Source organism: Mycoplasmopsis agassizii (genome assembly GCF_002276225.1).
In the GTDB taxonomy this organism is placed as follows: domain Bacteria; phylum Bacillota_I; class Bacilli_A; order Mycoplasmatales; family Metamycoplasmataceae; genus Mycoplasmopsis_B; species Mycoplasmopsis_B agassizii_A.
Genome location: NZ_NQNY01000014.1, coordinates 21,094 through 41,489, shown reverse-complemented (window position 1 = coordinate 41,489; position 20,396 = coordinate 21,094). Strand labels below are relative to the sequence as shown.

General features: G+C 29.3%; 20 protein-coding genes. 8 read left to right on the top strand and 12 right to left on the bottom strand.

Going from position 1 to position 20,396, the window contains the following annotated elements:
• Positions 1-226 precede the first annotated feature (226 nt).
• Positions 227-727 (top strand): Holliday junction resolvase RecU, encoded by a 501-nt coding sequence (locus tag CJJ23_RS04060; RefSeq protein WP_095335077.1) that lies wholly within the window; start codon positions 227-229, stop codon positions 725-727.
• On the opposite strand, the gene CJJ23_RS04055 is transcribed toward CJJ23_RS04060, so the two are convergent.
• The 11 genes from CJJ23_RS04055 to CJJ23_RS04005 all read right to left on the bottom strand — a co-directional run bounded on the left by CJJ23_RS04055 (position 724) and on the right by CJJ23_RS04005 (position 10,341).
• Complete coding sequence (locus CJJ23_RS04055; protein ID WP_084232046.1) at positions 724-999, bottom strand: HU family DNA-binding protein; 276 nt, start codon at positions 997-999, stop codon at positions 724-726. The genes CJJ23_RS04060 and CJJ23_RS04055 overlap by 4 nt on opposite strands.
• Before the next feature lie 15 nt (positions 1,000-1,014).
• The gene (locus CJJ23_RS04050) at positions 1,015-1,668 is read right to left on the bottom strand and encodes a hypothetical protein (RefSeq protein WP_095335076.1); all 654 of its coding nucleotides are present in this window, start codon (positions 1,666-1,668) and stop codon (positions 1,015-1,017) included.
• A gap of 62 nt (positions 1,669-1,730) precedes the next feature.
• Complete coding sequence (locus CJJ23_RS04045; protein WP_095335075.1) at positions 1,731-2,036, bottom strand: NAD(P)-binding domain-containing protein; 306 nt, start codon at positions 2,034-2,036, stop codon at positions 1,731-1,733.
• A 3-nt stretch (positions 2,037-2,039) separates the two neighbouring features.
• Positions 2,040-3,350: a ribosome biogenesis GTPase Der gene (gene der, locus CJJ23_RS04040; RefSeq protein WP_095335074.1), complete on the bottom strand. Its 1,311-nt coding sequence runs from the start codon at positions 3,348-3,350 to the stop codon at positions 2,040-2,042.
• Positions 3,328-3,990 carry a (d)CMP kinase gene (gene cmk, locus CJJ23_RS04035; RefSeq protein WP_095335073.1) on the bottom strand — a complete coding sequence of 221 codons (663 nt, stop codon included), beginning with the start codon at positions 3,988-3,990 and terminating at the stop codon, positions 3,328-3,330. Before cmk ends, der begins: the two co-directional genes overlap by 23 nt.
• A 1-nt stretch (position 3,991) precedes the next feature.
• Positions 3,992-4,405, bottom strand: a complete 414-nt coding sequence (locus CJJ23_RS04030; protein WP_084232042.1) for a hypothetical protein — start codon at positions 4,403-4,405, stop codon at positions 3,992-3,994.
• A gap of 98 nt (positions 4,406-4,503) precedes the next feature.
• A complete protein-coding gene (locus CJJ23_RS04025; protein WP_095335072.1) occupies positions 4,504-4,851 on the bottom strand; it encodes a thioredoxin family protein in 348 nt (115 codons plus the stop codon).
• Between the two features lie 9 nt (positions 4,852-4,860).
• Positions 4,861-6,411, bottom strand: coding sequence for a hypothetical protein (locus tag CJJ23_RS04020; protein ID WP_095335071.1), 1,551 nt, complete (start codon positions 6,409-6,411; stop codon positions 4,861-4,863).
• Between the two features lie 13 nt (positions 6,412-6,424).
• On the bottom strand, positions 6,425-8,077 hold the full coding sequence (locus CJJ23_RS04015; RefSeq protein WP_095335070.1) for a ribonuclease J: 1,653 nt from the start codon (positions 8,075-8,077) through the stop codon (positions 6,425-6,427).
• A 91-nt stretch (positions 8,078-8,168) separates the two neighbouring features.
• A complete protein-coding gene (locus CJJ23_RS04010; protein ID WP_095335069.1) occupies positions 8,169-9,152 on the bottom strand; it encodes an NAD(P)H-dependent glycerol-3-phosphate dehydrogenase in 984 nt (327 codons plus the stop codon).
• Entirely contained in the window at positions 9,145-10,341 is a 1,197-nt protein-coding gene (locus CJJ23_RS04005; protein ID WP_095335068.1) for a hypothetical protein, read from the bottom strand. Before CJJ23_RS04005 ends, CJJ23_RS04010 begins: the two co-directional genes overlap by 8 nt.
• Before the next feature lie 120 nt (positions 10,342-10,461).
• On the opposite strand from CJJ23_RS04005, the gene CJJ23_RS04000 reads away from it, so the two are divergent.
• Complete coding sequence (locus tag CJJ23_RS04000) at positions 10,462-11,115, top strand: hypothetical protein (protein WP_084232036.1); 654 nt, start codon at positions 10,462-10,464, stop codon at positions 11,113-11,115.
• A gap of 53 nt (positions 11,116-11,168) precedes the next feature.
• Here CJJ23_RS04000 and recO read toward each other — a convergent pair whose 3' ends face one another.
• Positions 11,169-11,864, bottom strand: a complete 696-nt coding sequence (gene recO / locus CJJ23_RS03995) for a DNA repair protein RecO (RefSeq protein WP_143823640.1) — start codon at positions 11,862-11,864, stop codon at positions 11,169-11,171.
• A gap of 44 nt (positions 11,865-11,908) precedes the next feature.
• Between recO and CJJ23_RS03990 the strand changes: the two genes are divergently transcribed.
• The 6 genes from CJJ23_RS03990 to p42 all read left to right on the top strand — a co-directional run bounded on the left by CJJ23_RS03990 (position 11,909) and on the right by p42 (position 20,318).
• The gene (locus tag CJJ23_RS03990; protein WP_095335066.1) at positions 11,909-12,205 is read left to right on the top strand and encodes a hypothetical protein; all 297 of its coding nucleotides are present in this window, start codon (positions 11,909-11,911) and stop codon (positions 12,203-12,205) included.
• On the top strand, positions 12,195-13,832 hold the full coding sequence (locus CJJ23_RS03985; protein WP_180738034.1) for a DAK2 domain-containing protein: 1,638 nt from the start codon (positions 12,195-12,197) through the stop codon (positions 13,830-13,832). The genes CJJ23_RS03990 and CJJ23_RS03985 overlap by 11 nt, the downstream gene beginning before the upstream one ends.
• Entirely contained in the window at positions 13,832-14,830 is a 999-nt protein-coding gene (gene plsX, locus CJJ23_RS03980) for a phosphate acyltransferase PlsX (protein ID WP_095335064.1), read from the top strand. The genes CJJ23_RS03985 and plsX overlap by 1 nt, the downstream gene beginning before the upstream one ends.
• Positions 14,831-14,833: 3 nt before the next feature.
• The gene (gene rnc / locus CJJ23_RS03975) at positions 14,834-15,535 is read left to right on the top strand and encodes a ribonuclease III (protein WP_095335078.1); all 702 of its coding nucleotides are present in this window, start codon (positions 14,834-14,836) and stop codon (positions 15,533-15,535) included.
• Between the two features lie 98 nt (positions 15,536-15,633).
• The gene (locus CJJ23_RS03970) at positions 15,634-19,200 is read left to right on the top strand and encodes a lipoprotein 17-related variable surface protein (protein ID WP_095335063.1); all 3,567 of its coding nucleotides are present in this window, start codon (positions 15,634-15,636) and stop codon (positions 19,198-19,200) included.
• Between the two features lie 2 nt (positions 19,201-19,202).
• Complete coding sequence (gene p42, locus CJJ23_RS03965) at positions 19,203-20,318, top strand: gliding machinery protein P42 (RefSeq protein WP_095335062.1); 1,116 nt, start codon at positions 19,203-19,205, stop codon at positions 20,316-20,318.
• Positions 20,319-20,396: the final 78 nt, after the last annotated feature.

Sequence of the window (20,396 nt, the reverse complement as noted above, 5' to 3'; positions counted from 1 at the left end):
CATTTTTCAAGACTTGTAAATATTCAAGAGATACAAGAAAAAAATTACAACCTAGCAGTTAATACATATGTAGCAAAGCATGATAATCGTGAAGTTGTAGATATTACAAAATTAATTAATTAAGAAAATAAATAACTAAATCATAAATTAGATAAGCATGTTTTAAAAATCATCTTAAGATTTTTAAAACATTTTCAGCTTATTTAATTTATGATAGCAACTAGATATGAATAATAAAGTTGATAATTATATATCTCAAAATTCTAAAAACAAGGGTATGTTTTTAGAATACTTAGTCATTAAAACAATTGATTATTATATAAGTCATGATATTGCTTGATTTGAAAAAAAGAAAACGCCTGTTAAATATAACTATGCAAATGATGCTAACACAAAAGTTAAATTACTGAAAAGTACAATTGATTTTTACGGAATTCATAAAAGTAAATATGTTGCTTTAGAAGCAAAAACTTTTGAAGGCGATAAATTTTTATTAAGTAATTTAAAGGCTCATCAAAAAGATCATTTAAAAACTATTAATAGACATCAAGGTCATAGTTATTTAATTATTTATAGCGAGAAATCTTCTAAAATTTATTTATTAAATTTTTCTAAAATAGAAAATTTAAAAATAAAATCACTCTCAATTGAGTGATTAGATTTGAATGCTTTTATTCTGGAAATTGAATTCCCAGGAATTGTTGATTTTTTAAAATATTTAGTTTAAAAATCAACAACTTCTTTAATGTGTTTTGAAGGTGAAAACTTCACAACTCTTTTAGCAGCAACGCTGATAACTTCTTTAGTTATCGGATGATGTGATGTTTTTTCAGCTCTTACTTTAACGCTTACACTCCCTAGTGGTCCTAAAGGTATTTTTTCTTCTTGAATTAAACCTTCGCGAATGATAAATCAAGCTGATTCTAAAACTTGATTAACAGTACCTTTATCAAGTCCACTGTGACTTGTAATTTTTTCAATTAATTCTTTTTTTGTCATTACTTTTCTCCTTTTCTAATTTTCATCCTCAAGTGTAATTTCACTCTTGACAAATTTTTCAACTGCTTCTTTTGGTGTTAAATCACGGTGCAATAAATCAAACATTGTATCAATAATTGGCATGTGCAAGTTATAGATAGTATCGTTAAAATGCTTAAAGAAAATTAAAGCATCAAAAGGTGATCTAATTTTTGCAATACTTAAAACACGCTTACCTTTTTTAATCACTTCTTGAGCGATTAAAAAATTATCGCTTGTTTTTGAAAAAGTAAATAGCAAAATATTTGGTAGAGATGATAGCGATGTAAACGTTTCCATTCTTCCACCATAAGCGTGATTAAAACGCTGCACTTCTTTGGCTAGCCTTGTCACAAATGCTGCCGTTAAACATTCATCAAAACCCATTGCATCAAGCATCCCAACTGCTAGTTGTGATAGTTGTAAAAAATTTGTAAAGACCTCTGAACCCTTTATATCTGTGTTGATATAAATTCTAAAATTCTTCTTGCCAATTATACTACGAACATTTTTTGCAACTTCAACATTTTCTGAAACTAAAGATGAAAACTGAATGTCACCTTTATATAAAGATGATGCTCGATACATTCCGCTCAATGCCATAATCTCAATATTTTTATTTAACTTATGCTCTGCATTTTCATATTCCAATAAGTCTCTTAGATGATGTTGCACATTGACTTTGGATTCAGGAAAATTACCGTTGTATGTCGTTATGAAAACTGCGCATCTTTCATATATTCAAAAACTTTTGGGAAAAAATCTCGCATATTTTTTCTCGAAATTGTTGAAATCACAATGTCTGCATCAGCCACCACATCTTTTAAATTATTGCTAACCAATAAGTTAGCAATTTCAAGATCCTCATTAAAAAACTCACTGAAGCGATTATTTTTAAACTGCGAAACTGTCTTATCTGACAAAGTAAATGCCTTAATATTAAGTTCCTTTTTGTCACTAAGATGTTTTGCAAAAGCTTGCCCCAGTTCTCTAAAACCAATAATAGCAATATTATTCATGTTTTAAGTCCTCCTTTTAAAAATTAAATTTATTGGTGTACCTAAAAAATCAAAGTATTCTCGAAGCTGATTTTCTATGTAACGTTTGTAAGAAAAGTGCAAAAATTTTACATCATTTACAAAAAAAATGAACGTTGGAGTTTTACTTTCTGCTTGGATCGCTCGAGCGATTTGTAATTGTCCACCGTTAAAAGAAGGGGCTGGTTGCATGCTTTGCATGTCGACTATCAATTCGTTTAATAATTGTTGCTTGATTTTGCGATTAATATTGTTTTTAACCCTTATTATCATTTCTTTGAGTTTGTGGATTCTTTGTTTTTTAAGTGCACTTAAAAATACAAACGGCATCCAACTGACAAAAGGATATTTTTCTTTGAGCTTATTTTCATAATCTCGCATCGCATTTTGGTCTCTTTCAATCAGGTCTCATTTATTTATGACTAAGATGATCGGCTTATGGCGCTCATCTGCATAACCTATTAAACGCGCATCAAAATGCGATAATTCTCTGGTTGCATCGATGACTACTAGTGCAAGATCAGAATCTTCTAGACTATCAATGGCGCGCATTAAAGCATAGTGATCAACTGAATCAACTAGCTTAGATTTTTTCAAAATACCTGCTGTATCAACTAAAAAAAACGGTTCATCTTCAATTGTTATAATCTCTTGAATTGCATCTCTAGTTGTACCTGCTATGTCAGAAACGATTGCTCGTTCTTCATTTAATAAGGTATTTAAAAGTGAACTTTTTCCACTATTAGGCTTACCGATAATTGATAATTTAAAGTGCTTATTTTCCGCAACTTTACTGTAGTCAATGTTATTGACTATCAAGTCAAGAATCTCTCCAATACCTTCGCCGTGCAACGCACTGATTGTAAAATAATCTTCAAAACCAAGGCGATAAACATCATAATCAGGATCTTGATTAGCTTCTAATTTATTGCTAACTACATAAATTTGTTTGTTAGATGTTCTTAAGATTTGAGCGATTAATAAATCACTATCATCTAAAGCATATCTACCATCGACTACGAAAATTATTTGTGATGCTTCAGTGATAGCAATTTGTGCTTGGATTCTAATTTGTTCTGCAAAAGGCTTATCACTGATTTCAATTCCACCTGTATCGATAATGTTAATTGATTTACCATTTCACTTAAATTCTTCATACAAGCGATCACGAGTTACACCTGGTTCATCATAAACAATTGATTTTCGCTTACCAACTAAACGATTGAAAAGAGTTGACTTACCAACATTAGGTTTACCAACGATTGCTACTTTATTATTTGTCGCTAATTTTTTCATTTACTAGCTCCAAAATTTTTGTTACAGTTTCATCAAATGTTAATGAACTATTATCTAAAACGATCACGCCTTCAGCAATATGTAAAGGATCAACTTCTCGAGTTGAATCTTGCAGGTCACGGAAATTAACTTCTTCAAGAACTTTTTTAAAGTCTTTATGAATGCCAATAGTTTCGTTTTGTAAGGTTCTTCTTAAGGCTCTTACATCAGGGCTTGCCTGCATAAAAAGTCTTAGCTCGGCATTAGGTGCAACTTTAAAAGTTGTGTCACGACCTTCCAAAATAAAACCTTTATTGTGCTTGACTAAGTTAGTAATATAGTTATTAACGTGATTTCTAATTTCAGCATGTTTAGAAATTTCGCTTGCTTTTTGTGAAATGGCAGGGTCTCTTAAAAACTCTGAATAGTTAACACCATTTAAAAATAAATGCTCATCATTTTCATACAAAAAGTTGAGATTAAACAACTCTTTTATTAACTGTTCAACTGACCAATTTTTACTCATCATTTCATAAGCCAAGGCTCGATAAAAACTACCTGTATTGATAAAAACATAATTTAACTGCGTGGCTAAAATCTTACTAATACTACTTTTACCTGCACCACTAGGTCCATCGATAGCGATATTGATTTTCTTCATCTTATTTTTCCTCTTCTTTGTTTTTTAAATTTAATTTCTGGATTTTTGATCTCAGTGGTCTTTGGTCTCATGAAATAATACTATTAAAATATTTATATTCAAAAAAACCTTCTTGAAAAGCTGAAGAATAATTGTTTGTAATCAAATCTACTAAAACTTTTTCAGAAGCATTTTGAATTTTTTCAATCTCTTTTAAATCAAGTGAGTCATCTTCATATTGCTTATTTTCTGAATAATTAATTACAAATTTATTTTCTTTAAGTAGTTCAATTTCAAAATTTTTGATATATGCTTTTGAACCATCATAAATCTGTTTTAAGTCTTTGTCAGATCTAATTAATGACAAACGTAAATTTTCTTCTTGCCAAAAACTATGGCGTGTTTCTTCAAACTTTTTAATTCTTTTATTAGACACGATTTCCTGCTTTGTTTTATTATTACATAATATAGGGATTTTGAAAAATGAAAAGTAAAAAATGCAGTGAAAAACTGCATTTTAACTTTTTTGGGTTACTATTTTAAAACAGCCTTCACTCAATCATCAAGCATATCTAGTGAACAGTATTCAATATGCTCGTTTAAAACTTTTCCATCTTGTAATAACAAGTGTGTTGGAATTCTTTTAATATGGAATTTTGCTTTTTCATTTTTATATAAATTTGCTTGTTCAGCATTTACTTTAATGAATTTGATGCGTTTATCATCAATGTATTTAGCTCTTAGTTTGGCAACAGTTGGTGCCATCATTTTACAATCACCACATCAGTCTGTAACGATTTCTAAAAAGACTAAACCTTTATCAATTTGATGTTCAACATCTTCTCATTTTTCTCAATCTCATTGTAATAAATCTTGTGACATTTTTTGCTCCTATTCAAGTGGATTATCAAAAGGAATAGTTTCGATTAATCCAGTTTCTAATTTTTCTTTGGGAAGTTTAACTTCTCTAGTTGCACTGATTCAATCGTCACCTGCAACACGTTGGTCGCCCTTGTGTCAATTTTTTCGATGCTCAAAAGTATTAAAACCGTTGTCAAAATTCTCAAGTTTTGCTTTTTCTCGTTGTTGAATTTTGCGCTCAATTTCTTTTTTAAATTCAGCGTAAAACATATCATTTTCACGATTTAACTGCTGATTTACTTGCTTCTGTTTATTGTTATTTAAATTATTAACATCAACAAAAACACTTCCATTATTAGCTAGCATTTCTTTGACTAATTGAGGCATAGTTTTTTCTAAATCTTTTGCTTTGTTAGTACTTAGAATATCTTCCTCAAAACTAATTTTAGCATTATTTTCAACTTTTGGTAAAACTATCTCTTCTTTAAATAAATTGGTTTTTTGTTGATTTTGTGGGCTAAAAATAACTTTTTGATTATTCTGTTGTTCTTTATAAGATTGTAAACTCTCTTCTTTTATAAAAGAATTTTCTCTAGTTTGATTATTCCTGATAATATCAAAAGGAACGGTTTTAGGAGTAAATTTACCAGTAAAATCACCTTCATAAGTTCCTAATTCTTGCTGAGCAATTTTAATTTCTTCAGCTCTTTTTGCTTCACTATCAGTTAAGTCAGTTTTTAATTCATCAGTGATATTGCGACTAACTGGATTTTTCAAGACCTTATCTTCAGGGGTTTCGCCTAATAACATTTGAGTGCGTTTTTTGATAATTTCTTGTTCTTTTTTAAGTCTTCTTTTTTCTTTACTTTCAAGATTTTTTAACTTAGCATCTAATCAAACATCTTTATATTTTTTAAAGATTAAAAATCTAAATCAGTATAAAAGGACTGCAATAGTAAGTAGTCCTAAAAATAAATAAAGCATGTAATTGTTGTATGAAGCAGATAAAACTGTAAAGATTCCGTTTATAAAAAATCCAAAATTTAAATAGTTAGGTAAATAAGCTAAACCTTCAATTCTTTCTAGAACAACGATATTGGTTTCTTTATAATAACCGTTTGTAAAACTGTTAAATCATTCAAAAAAGTAGAAGTTAAAAGGGTCTTTCCTTTGTTCTAATTGTGGGTATAAAATGTTTCCCTGAATAGCAATCACTGCCAAAATAATGACACTACATAAAAGTGAATAATTTAATAAGTTAACCCTTGAAAAAAAGATCTTGAAATAGTAATTCCTTGAATAATAAAGTTCTTTGAGTTGCTTATGAAAAAGTAATCTAATACCTTTTCATATTCATCATAGATAAATTACTATCCCAAATTCACCTAGTAGAAAACCAAAACTATAGCCATAGGCTGTTGATAAAATGAAAACGTTAGTCAAATAATTAAGAATTGATAAGAAAATTGCAATTAAAATTAAACTGCTACCCTTAAAATAATTGTCTTCTGAAACAAAATAAAAAAAACTTCTCAAAGGAGAATGCTTAACACCTGTTTGTGAGCGTTTTTCTTTTTTCATTTTTCCTGCTTAATTATACTTTATAAAGACTAACAATTACTGTAGGTTCTTTTTCAATTTTTTTGAAAATACGTTTACGTACTCGATTTCTTAAAACTTTTTGCAATTCTTCATAAGAAGAATCTAAATTTTCATAATAATTTTGTACAAAAATCTTTCTAACTTCTTCATCAAGTTCATCTTTTTTCGAACTTGCACCTAGACCAACATAGTTAATATCGATATCCCCAACTAAATGGCGTTCTTTATCAACTAAAACGCTGATTGTTACAACTCCATTACGAGCTAGTTTTTCTCTTTCAGAAATAACTTCATTGGAAACATCACCTAGACCAAAACCATCAACTATTTGATCACCAACTTGAACTATTTTTTTAGTTTTATTTAGTAAGTTTGTTTTTTCAAAATAAGCGATTCTGCCGTTTGCTAAAACTAGTGAATTATTTTGGTTATAACCTAAATCTTTGATCTTATTTAAGGCAGAAATTTGGTGTCTATAAAGCCCTTGAACAGGAATAAAATATTTAGGTTTTATGGCTTTTACAACTTCTCTTAAATCATCAGTTGCAGGGCGATGTTGATATCTTTGTGATTCATCAACAACTGTAATTTTTTTAGTGATGTGAGCGATTTTATCTAATGTTAAAGCTGCTGTAGTTTCAATTCCATTGATTGGTGGAGCAAGCATAATTACATTATCTTTCTCGTTAATTTTTAAATAAGCGTCTAAATTATCTGTAATTCTAATGAAACGTTGATATAAAACTTCAACTGTTGCAGTTACAAAAACAATTGCATTATTTAATTTATTAAGTCTGCGATGGTCTGATAATTTTAATTCACCTAGGAAAGGTTTTTTGTTTACAAAGTATTTATTGTTTAAAAGCTTAAGTTGATTATCAAAGGTTTTTCCATAAATTACGATAGGTCTTTTTAACTCATATGCTAGTTCAATTAACTCCATTAAAGTTGTCATTTCCTCATCATATGCTCCAATGATAATTCTTTCATTTGGATCAGTTTTTTTAATAATTTCTTTGATATGTTCTGGTGTATGAATTTTTTCGTTTGCAAACCCCTTGTAATTACTTCTTCCACTATCAAAAACCAGTGCAAGCACATTTTTTGAAATTGATTTTCTTATTAAAGGTAAGTTTGTTTCGCCAAATAATTCACTTTTTCCAACAACAAAATTGTGCATAAAAACGAATGAACCTTGTTCAGTTTCAAAGTTAAAACCTAATGTTCCAGGAATTGCTCCATAAACTTGAAAAGGTTTTAAGACAACATTTCCAAATTTTTCTTCTTTGATTAAACTTTTGACATTGACTTTTGTGTTAAGTTTATATTTACTTAGTCTTTCTAAAATTGTTGAATTATTAAAAGGGCTTGTGTAAATGGTTACATTTGGAATTTGCATTAAAAATCATGGAAGTGCTGAAAATGAGTCATTTTTAGTATCTGTAATAAAAATTCCTGCAATTTTTTTAGCATTTTTCTTTAAGTAATCAACATTTGGAGTAATTGTATCTACTCCATAATGAGTTGAAATAGGGACTTTTGCACCCATATTAACAATAAAAATATGCTCCTTTGTTTCTAAAACATAGGAATTTTTACCGTTTTCGTCGAGCCCACCTAGGGCATAAAATGATATACCTGACATCATTACTCCTTAAATATTAAGTTTGTACATTTGATTATGTGAAAGTATTTTTAAAATATACTAGTTCAACTATTGTACTTTATTTTATCATTTACTTACTTAAGAAATCTAATAAATCTAGGTGACTTTTATTGCCGTAGCAAATCTGGTATAAAGAGTTTAATAAAGGAAAATCTTCAAGATTATTATTTAATTTTTTACTTATTGCTAGTAATGAAACCAATCCTTCCGTTGTTACTGACTTATGAAGTTTAGTTGCCTCTTCAATTCCTAATTTTCCAATTTCATAGCCGAAGCTAAAATTTCGTGATTTATTTGAGGTTGCAGTTAAAACAAAATCTCCAAAAGCAGCTAGTTCTGATATTGATTCAGGACTAATTTTTTCCACATGTTTCAGGTAATGATTTGCTTCTTTAAATCCTAAAGTTAAAACTGAAACTAATGTGTTATAAGCATCATGCATTGCTTTTGTCATGCCAGTTGCAAGTGCGTAAATATTTTTTAAAACAGAATATGTTTGCAAAGTTATTAAATCAGTATTAGAAATAACTTTAAAATTTTCATTAGTAAAAAGTTTAGCAATCATATCGTTATACTCTTGATTTTCTGAAACTATGTTAATCATAGTTAAGTTTTCATCAAAAACTTCTTGTGCAAAAGAAGGACCAATTAAGGCAGCATAATTATTGATTATATGACTAAAATCACTTGTCAAAGTTCTGCTTAATAAGTCGTTTTTTTCTGCATCTAAACCCTTAGATAAATTAATGAAATTGAATTGTTTATTTAGTTTAAAATCATCTATTTTTTTTAAAATAAATCTTGTTGCTTTTGATGGTGTTGCTAAAATAATTAAGTCAACGTTGTTTAAAACATCTTCTAAATTTTTGGTCACCAAATTTGGAATTTTATGCATCTTTTTTTGATTAAAATATTTAGTATTTAAACCTTGTTTTAAATCATTAATTTCTTGATCATCAATTCCATAAAAATTAACTTCATGATTGTTTTTTAATAGTACATTTGCAAGTGCTGTTCCATATGCACCTGTTCCTATAAATGAAATTTTAGCCATTAGTTTTACCTGCCCATTTGTTTATATATTCACTACTTAAAATTAAGTTGCTTTTTGTCTTTTGTTTTTGCATTTCAAACTGGTCGTTTTGAAAGATATTTAAATCAAAAGGTTCAATAATTACATCATCAATTTTTTCACTGTAAACTAACAAAAAATTGTCTCTAGAAATTATTTCAAAAAGTCTCGAAATCACCGTGTTTTGCGTATAAATGTTATCTTTGAAGAAGTAATCAATCAATACAATTTGTGACTTATTTAACATACAGAAAAATAGATAAATTAATAAACTTTCTGTCTCTGTTAATTCTGACATTTTTTTATTAATTATGTGATCCAATTTTCAAATATCATTTAGCTGTTTCAATAGTTCTTTTGCATACTCTGCAATAGGTAAAATTTGCTGATGTAATAAGTCAATTGTTTTTGCATAATCACTATCTTTTTTGATGATTTCTCTTCCATATTTATTGCTTAAAGATTTTTCAAAAAATTTTAAATCCTTGCGTTTTTGTTTGTATTCTGATTTAATATTTTTGATTGCATCTTGTTGAGTTTTTAATAAGGTATTTGATAATAAATTTACCTTCAAAATTTTGATTCTTTCATTTAATTCTTTTAATGAAATTGACATATCTTTTTCAGTAAAAAAACCTTTTTTGATATTAAATAACATCTTATAATTTAGTTCAATATCATCGAAAATAAAATTGTATTTTGCATACGCTTCTTCATAATAAGAACTCATTGATTTTTTCAAATAAGCAATGCATTCTTGATAATCTTTTAACTCTTCCTCTTTTGCACCATTAGCAAGAAAAATTAAGTTATTTATTTGTCATTGCAAATGTTCAATCATTGCCTCGTGATCTTCTTTAAATTTTGAATTTGAAAGTAATTTTCACATCATAAAGGATGTGACAGTATCGCTATTTGTATAATTTAAAAAATTTGAATAAGACTGCATATCCAGACTTTCTCTTTCAAAATCTTCAATCATAACATTATTAACTTTCAAAATTCCGGGTGATTGTTTTGGTTTTAAAAATAAATCAAATAGTTGTAGAGCTTGCTTTCGAGTGTCGGAAATCAAATAATTTGCCTTTCCTGGCTCCAAACTAATTGATTTAATTACCAGATCTTTATTGAAGATCGCATTTTTTAAAGTGATGTTATTGATTTTAAGCATTTTGTTCCTTTAGGTGTATTTAAAATATTTTCTGAAAAATTATCCATATACTTGAATTTTATATAAAAATATATAAAAACATTTGATATCATAAAAATAGAATTGAAATGGAGACAAGTTATGGCAATAAAAAGAATTAGTCGTTCAGCTGACCTTTTAGATCTAAATAACACTGCAGTTATTGTTGGAATCAAAACAAATAGCATTGGTAACACAGGTGCTTTTGATAATGAACTTTATGAATTGGAAAAACGTCGTAAAGAAAATAGACAGTTTTACCACAACATTTTAACAAATGAAACTAAATCAGACACTGAATTGTTATTAGATCAAAGTGTTGAAGCAAAGTTTATTAGACAACAAAGCAACGTTTATCTAGATCTATATAATGATCTAAAAAGATATTCAACTGAAAAGTTAATGGACTTTGTTGAGTTTTACAAAATGAATATTGAAGATGTGAAAGCCTTTCATTTTTTAATTTTAAATAAAACAACTTTTGCATCATGATTCCAAAACATCGCTGAACAAATTTTAATTTTCAAAACAAAAGAAGTATTTTACAACATGGCAGATGCCTTATCAACTGAACGTGGTTTTGATATTGGTGAAAAATGAGTAATTGATGCTACTAAAGCCTTAATTAATTTCATCACTCGAGAGTATTTACCTTCAATTAAATCTAATTATTTTCGAGATTGACAACTTGCAAAAATTAAATACTCTCGCTTTTTAGAAAGTGGCGGAATTAAAAACCTGCACTTTGATGAATAAAAAATAAATTTATTTACGAACCTTATGGTTCGTTTTTTATTCATAAAATAAATTTAGTAAAACAATTTAATTTCAGCAGGCACATAAATACCTTGCAAGCGAAAAAGATCAACAAAAATGCGTAACATTTTTAAAGTTGTTGCTTGTGAAGTAGTTTCAAGAAATTCTGAAAAACTTTTTTCTAAACTATGAAAACCTTTCAAAAGACTTAGTTCAGTTTTTTCTAAACTATGCAATGCACAAACAAAACCCCCTTTTGAAATATCTAAAAAAATAATTTTTTTATAACTATCACAAACTACGCAGGAATGAAAATTCATTTCAAAGCCAAAAGGTTTTGCTAGTAAGAAAAATAGGTAAACAAACAGATAAATTGCTTTAGTTTCATTTGTGAAATTAAGCAATAGTAATATAAAATTATAGAGTTCAGAATTAGTTTGCTCCAATTGATTCAATAAGGTTAAAACAATTGGCCAAAAAATCAAGTTAAAACTAGTTTGTTGATCGTATCTAGTGATTAAATGGGCAGTTTTTAACTTTGATAAAGAAGTTACTAACCTAGCAGCAAAATACTCAAATTCAATGACTGAACCTTCAATTAAATTTAACCTATTTTTACTATTTACTTGTAAAATACCTCTTGAAATCATGGAAATAATTTCCCTTTCAAAAAGTACCTTGATAATTCCATCTTTTTGATTATATGGTACAATTTTTAACAAAATCCCGCTTTTTATTGTAGTTGCCATTTAAGTATATGATAACCAAAAAGCACCCATAGGAGTAATGATACATGAAAAATTTTTTACAAACACTAGTTAACAGTGCTGAGTCATTAATCGGCTTTCATAGTTTTGTTAATCTAACAAAACCTGAAAGCCAAGAAGTTAATCCTAATTTTCCGGGAATTGCTTATAAGGTAGAAAATAACTTTTTAGATATCACTATTGCACTGAATTTTTTTTACCAAATAAAAGTCAATATCATTATTAGAAACTTTGAAAATTTAATTAATCAAATTGCTCCTAAGTTTAATTTGAATTTAAGAAATGCAACATTTATTGTGGAAGGAATTAAGGATGAAAAATAAAAACGTTTTAAATGCTTTTGAATTTAGTAGATTATTTATCTCTGGATCAAATAATTTACAAAACTATAAAGATGAAATCAACCACTTAAATGTTTTTCCAGTGCCAGATGGTGACACTGGAAGCAATATGTCTGCAACAACTTTTGAAGCAGCTGATGTGATTAAAAATAATCAATACACAACTATGGATGAATTATCTTCAAAAATTTCTCGTCAGATGTTATTAAGTGCTCGTGGTAATTCAGGAGTGATTCTTTCGCAAATTTTCAAAGGCTTTTCTTTAGCCTTTGAAAATAAAAAAGAAGCAAGCTTAGTTGATTTTATTAACGCTATTAATGAAGCACAAAAAAAGGCTTATGAATCAGTTTTAAAACCTGTTGAAGGAACTATTTTAACAGTCATCAGAGAAACTAGCGAAAGACTATTAAGTAATAAAAATAGTTATAAAAATTATGGTGAACTACTTGATGATCTTGTTAAGGTCGCAGAAATTTCTTTGAACAATACCCCTAATCACTTAAAAGTTTTACGTGATGTAGGTGTTGTTGATAGTGGTGGTCGTGGGCTTTTAGAAATTTTTAAAGGTATGAAAGCTGCTGTTAATGACCAAGATGTTCAAATTAAGCAAAACGATGAAAAACATGGTGGTGTTTTAAGCATTCATGAAGATGTTTTTGAAGGTGAATTTGGTTATTGCACCGAGTTTATTTTGAAATTAGATAAAGTGGAAAACTTCAAAAAAGAAAAATGAATTGAAAAATTTAATAAGTATGCTGATTCATTAGTTGTGATTCAAGATGATAATATTTTAAAAGTTCATGGTCATACTTTAAGACCTGGAAAATTACTTGATTTAGTTCAAGGTTTAGGTGAATTTGAAAAAGTTAAAGTTGATAATATGACTTTGCAGGCACAAAATTCGCGTAAAAACGTTGAATCAACTCAGGAACTTTTACTTGCACAAGAAGCAACCAAAAGTGCAATTATCAGTTGTAATTTAGGTTCAGGTTTTGTTAACGAAATGAAAGAACTAGGTGCTTCACAAGTGATTGTTTCAGAGCAAACACAAAACCCTAGTGCTAAAGAAATTATCGATGCAATTAGAAAAACTAAAGCAGAAAATGTTTTCATTTTGCCAAATAACGGTAACGTAATTTTAGCAGCCGAACAAGCTGCACAAATTATTGATGATAAAGTTGTACAAGTTATTCCAACTCGTAATCAAGTTGAGGGTTTCATTGCAATTCAACATTTTTCAAATGAAAATAATTTAGAAGATAATCTTGAATTAATTGAAGAAGGGCTTGATGATTTAAACGTAGTTGAAGTTGCTCAAGCAACTAAAACTACTAAATTTAAAGGTGTTAAAGTTGATGAAGGCGATTATTTATGTATTGTTAATGGTCAAGTTATTAATACAAAAAGTGATAAAATAAAAGCAGCTATTTATTCCTTAAATGAAGTTATTACAGATAAAACTGAAATTGCTTATATTTTTTATGGTGATTCTGTTTCACTTTCTGATGCACAGGAAATTGAAAATTATCTAAATAACAACTATGATATAGTAGTGGAAATTAAAAGCGGTAATCAAAGCATTTATCAATTTAGTATCGGAGTCAAATAATGCAAAAATATCGCCTAGCAATCGATGCCATTGGTAATGATTTAGGCTATCAACCCTTGGTTGAAGCCTTAGAAACATTTAAAGAAGCAAATCCCAATTTTATTTTTACAATCGTTGCTGACGTAGAAAAAATAAAACCGTTATTTAAAAATTTTGATAATCTAAATTTCATAAATAACCCCGAAAAAGCAACCTTGGAAAATGTTTCTTTGCGCCAAGCGCAGAAGCAATCAAGCAGTATGAAAACTGCTTTTGAATTGCTTAAAGATAAAAAAGTTGATGCAATTTTATCTGCGGGTGATACAGCAATTTTGCTTGCTCATTCAACCTTTGTTTTAGAACGTTTAACTGGTGTTGATCGCCCTGCTTTTATGCCGGTTTTTCCCACAATTAATCAAGGTCAAAAGTTTTTGATGCTTGATGTAGGAGCAAACCTAGAAGTTAAACCTTCTTACATTTATCAGTGAGCAAAACTAGCTTTTATTTTTAGCAAAAACGTGCTTGGAGTAAAAATTCCAAGATTAAATATTTTAAATATAGGTACTGAAGACTATAAAGGTTTTGCTTGACACCGAGAAGCTTCTCAATTAATTGAAGCCGATAAAACCTTAGCACCTTTTTATAAAGGATTTTTAGAACCACGTGAATTAATGAATGGTGTTACTGACATTATAATCGCTGATGGTTATGCAGGTAACATGGTTTTAAAATCTTATGAAGGTGCAGTCAAAAGTTTTGGTCAATTAATCAAAAGAGAAATTACTGCTTCATTTATGAAGAAGATGGGTGCTTTAATTTTAAAGGGTGCCTTCAAAAATGCTAAAAACGTTTTAGACCATCGTAACGTAGGTGGAGCCTATGTTATCGGTGTAGATGGACTAGTTGTGAAAGCACACGGAAATAGCGATAAAACGGCGTTTTTAGGTGCTTTAGGACAAATTAAAAACGCCTTAGAAAAAAATATTATTATGCAATTTAAAAATGCAATTAGAGAGTAGAATATGCCATTAACAGTATTAGAAACAGAAAAACACAAAACATTAATTAGTAGGTTAAAGTCATTTGGATTAAGAGTTGATGCGTTTACGATCAATAATTATTCACTTGCTTTCATCCACAAAACTTTCGAAAATGAATCACCAATTAAAGGTAATTACGAAATGCTTGAATTTCTTGGCGATTCAATTTTGCAATACATTTGTGCAAGATACATTATCGAAAATATCCAATTTAAAAATCCAGGAGATGCCTCACTTTTAAGATCAAAAATTGTTGGAACAACAAATTTGGCTAAAATTTCTCAGGAATTGAAATTAGATGAACTTATTTTTAAAGGTCACGGAGCCAGAGATTTAGAAAAAAATGAAAAGGTTTTAGCAGACATTTTTGAATCATTAGTTGCTGCAATTTTTTATAATGAAGGTGAAGCAAAAGTGATAGATTTTCTAAAAAAATATCTTTTTGTAGACTCTTTTGATCTTACTCAATCTTTAAAGGATCCAAAGACACAATTCCAAGAAATTGTGCAATCTTTTAGTCATAAAAAACCTGAATATCGTTCAGAATATATACCTGAAACAAAAGAGTGAGTTACAACCTTAATCTATGATGAAAAAGTCTTTGGAAAAGGTGTTGGTCACAACAAAAAAGAAGCTGAAGTTTTAGCTGCTCAAGAAGCGTTAAAAATTCATTTTAGCAAATAAAATATAAAAATGCTTTTGGATTAAAACCATTTAAAAATAGTATAATTAAAGAAAATTTTGATACTCATTTTATGAGTATTTTTACATAATGGAGGAACATGAAGAGAAAAGTTCTAATTATCACGTCAGCATCTACTTTAGTAGCAATTCCAGTAGTAGCAGGAATTGTTGCTGGTATCGCAATTAATTCTCAACCTAAAAGTGCAGGTGCAATTAGTGCTGAAGCACTTAAAAGTAGAGAAGCAGAAATTGCTGTTTTTAACAAAGAGTGAGTAAATACACCTGAGTTTATCGGTTCAACAAGTTTACCTTTACAATCAGCAGTTGTAAATAATTCATCATTATTAACACTTGGAAATTTTAACATTACTACCAAAATGCCTGCAGCAGATTTTAGTTCACAAGGGTGAGAAATCAAAAAAGACAGTTTTGCAGCTTCAGGAGTTAACGCAGTAGAATTAACTTATACTATTTCAAGAAAATTCGATACAACTGAACCAGTGATTAGTCGTCAATTTAAACAACTAATAACTGGTTTTAAAGTTGATGATGCAAACGCAGTACAAAAAATTATTAGTGAAAAACCTAATTTAACTTGAGCAACAGCAGATGGTAAAGCACCTACTACTAAAAATGCTAAAGAAATTACAATTGCTGATTTTAATTTGCCAAAATCACAATTTGGTGAAACATATGCACTATCTATTGCTGCAACAACTACTAATACAGTAACTGTTAGAGTTACTGTAACTTCAGGTAATGAAACAGGAAGTTATGACTATGTTGCAACTGGAGTTTATAATGTAATTCAAGCAGGAGTTAACAACTATTTCCATAATGGTTCAAGTTATATACCAACACTTTCATGAATTTCTTCTTCACCTCAAAAATCAATTCTTCCTTCAGAAATTAAAAATTATACTAAAGCACAATTGCAATCAAGTTTTAGATTATCGAGTGCAAATATTTCAAACCAATTTACTTTACCAACAGGTGAATTAATTCAATTTAATAGTGAAATTGATTCTTATGCAAGTGATAATAACGGATCAGGAACAGTTACTTTAAAAATCGTAGTTTCTCCTACTGCTGCAAATCCTAATCAATTTGATAGCGTGGACTTATTTGTTCCTTTAATAGGGTTTAAAACATCTTTAGAAGTTTCTCAAGAGCAATTAACAAACTTTATTGCACTGATTAACTGAGCCCAAACTAATTTAGCTGCACAAACAACACACGGATTATTTTCTAATCAATTCGTTAATGTTGATGATAACTTAATTTATGGTTCAAATGATGTTGAAAACTTCAAACGTACCTTCAATAGTTCACAAGCATTTTCTGAACTTTCATTTAATAAAATTGCTGGTTTATTTAGTACATATGCTAGCCAACTACCAGCAGATTTACTAGCATTTTACAATCCACAGACTGCACAGGGTCAAGAAAATTTTGCTTACATTAGAAATTTTGGTGTTGAATTAACATCTGTTCAATCAGATTCAACTACACCAACTTCAGCAACTATTACAGTTCTTTTAATCGACAAAATTTTAGCTAATTCACAAAAAAGTTTTACAGTTGCAATGCGAGGATTTTTAACAACAAGTGACTTTAAATTAGTAGATTCATATAATAATGCACAAGAAGCAACTGTTAATTCATTATTATCAGTTACATATGATTCAAGTATCCATGGTGATAAATCTAGTTTAAAACCATCAGAATTACTGACCTTAATTAACGGTAGCAATACTACTGTGGCTACAAAATTAGAAAGTTTAAAAAAGGTTTTCACAATTAGTCAACCTGCAACAACAAATGGTATTGAATTTGAATTTACAACTTCAACAGGTGATGGAACTACAGGTGAAATTGCTGATGCAAATGACACATTAGGTAGCTTTAGTTTATATTTAAATATCAAACTAATCAATGGTCAAAAATATAGCAAAGTCATCACTTTTGTAGAAAGTGGTTTTGTTTCAGATGCATTAAACACTAACCGTTTAATCGCAACAGCATATAACACAAAATTACAACCTTCATATGTTGCAGTTGCTGCAGGGCAAGGTTCAACAGCAACTAAGGAAGACACCTTACCTTCTGCTTTAACAACAAATAACTTTCAATTTACTCAAGCAGATTTAACTGCTGCAGGGATTGATCCAAGTTTAGCTTTATCAGTTATTTCTATTACACCAGATCCTGATGCTGCAACAACAGGAAAAATTAGTGGTGTAGTTGAGGTAAAATCATCAACAGGTGTAGGAACTGCACGTAAATATACATTCACTTCAGACGGCTTTAAATCAACCTTAACAGATAACTTAATCGCTATTAGAAATGAAATATCTTCATTAGGAAGCGCTGAATTAACAGAAGGTTCACAATTTGTGCTACCTTCACAATTACAAACAGCAAACTTCACAATTTCAAGTCCTAGTGCCGTAATTGGTTCTGCTGATAATATTGAATATAAAATTGAAACTATTACTAAAATTAACGATGTTCAAGGTTTAGCAACCTTAACAGTTTTAGCAACTAAAGGTGAAGGTGATGCAAGAGCAAGCCACCGTTTTGAAATGCAAAAAACAGGGTTATTTACCATGAAACAACTACTGAATAAGAAATTTACAGATAACAAAGTTAACTTTGAACTGAAAAATAAAAAAACTTATTTACCTTCAGAATTAGCAGCCTTAAAAGCAGGAGCTTCCCTAGATGTTGATGCTAATAATTATCCACTAGCCTTTTTAAATGCAGTTGAATTAATTGCAGGTGTGCGTGAAGCTAGTCTACCAAATATTACTTTTAACCTAGTAAGAAATGGTCTTTCAACAGTTAATGAAAGTACACCAGCAATTACTAATATTAGTGAAGCAATTACAGATATTGATGATATTGCAGGTACTTTAAAAGTTAGAATGTATTTACAATTAACAACTACAACTGCAGATAATGGACAAAGTTCAACAATCTTTAGTGATCCATTTACAATCACAGTTCCTAAAACAAGTGGTTTATTATCAACTTCAGATCTAATTGCAACCTACTTAGAATCAAAAGTTGAAGTTGGAAGCATTCATTTACAAAATAATAGTCAAACAGTTGCAAATTCAACTACGCCAGCAGATATGGTTAATGTTGCAAATCTAGTAGTCGTTCCTACAACTGCAGTAGTAAAAAGTCCTTTTGGAAGTACATCAAAAAATATCTCACTAACAGCAAGTGAAATCGTAACAGTTTCAAATTCTAATGAAGAATTAACAGTCAAAATTACAGGTGAATCTTCAGGTGCAACATCTTCAAGAGAATACACATTAACTGGATTCATGAATTCTAACGCTGCCTTAAGTGCTGCTATTAGTAAAAAAGTTGTACCTAACTTTACACCAACATCAGGCTCAACTAAAGCAGATAGTGCTGTTTCAACCTTGACAATGGCTCAATTTGACTTTAAAAACGTTGCAGGTTTAACTGAAACAATTGTCAATGGTGAACCAGTTTATAGCGATGTTAATGGAGTAGTTCATAGAGTTAGCGGAATTGCTACAGGTGATGCAGCCCGTGCATCTGGCGAAGTTGAAGTTTCCGTATTATTAACAAAAGGAACAATTCAGCAAACATACTCAGTAAAAATTACAGGGTTTAAAAAAGGATAATGATGAAAAACAAAAATAATTACTTACCAAATATTTCTGTTTTAGCTTTTGGCGACCACAAGACAAATGGTCTTTACAATATCAAAAGTGAATGAAGAGTAAATATTTCATACATGCGTTTTGGTGAAGCAGAGAGGAACTTAGAAGGTATTTTATCTAGTCCAGAAGTTTTTGTTTCATGAATTAAAAGAAAAAATTCAGAAGTGACCTTAATTGAAAAACCACTTATTACTTTGCAAAAAAATCAAGAAGTGATTAAAAATTTTCTAGGTAAAACTGATGTTTTGATTATCCCTTTAAATACAAGAGATCTTGATTCAATTAACTACGCAAGAGAGTTTTTAAGATACATGAATGATAACAATATCTTAGTATTCTTTATCCAGGTTAATTCAATTGTAAATAGTGTAAAACTTTCATCTGTATTAAGAGATTTAAGAAATCTAATTACTGCTAAAAAAGCAATTTTAATTGACTTACACGAAATTCATTTAATCGAATCATTTGTAAATCCAAGTATTTTAAAACGTGACCAATATGTTATTCAAGGATTAAATTCAATTTCAGAATCACTAATTGGGACTTTTAACGATATTACAAATAACCCACAATTATATGCAAGACTAAAAGCTTTATCACTTACTAGACAAGACAAAAATCCTGATGTTTGATTGGTTTCACAAGGAACATCAAATGATAAAGAAGATCGTTTTGAAAAAGCATTATTTAAAGCTTTAACAAGTTCTATTTTTAGAGGTGCTCATTCAGCAAGTGAAAAATTCTTTTTAATAGTTCAAGGCACATTCTTAAATGAAAACAAAATTAAAAAAGTTAAAGAAGTATTTAAACGTGTTGTCGGTTCACATGCAGAAGTAATGATCGGAAGAGTGTCTGCAGATTATGAATTTGAAAATGTTGTTACAATTACAATCTTTGCAAGAGATATTAATCGTGCCAAATTATTAGATAACAGCACCGACTTAAAAACATCAATTAGAACATCTTTAATGAGAGTTGCAGACCTAATTCAAAATGAAGAAACAAGAGAATTCATTCTTGAAGGTAGCGACAGCAAATGGGAAATAGTTAGCGAAAAAGTTAACTTATCTTCAAAATAAAAACGGATCAGCAAGTAAAATTACTGCTGATTTTTTTATGCTCTAATTTAGTTATTTAACTAAAATCTTATACCTGTA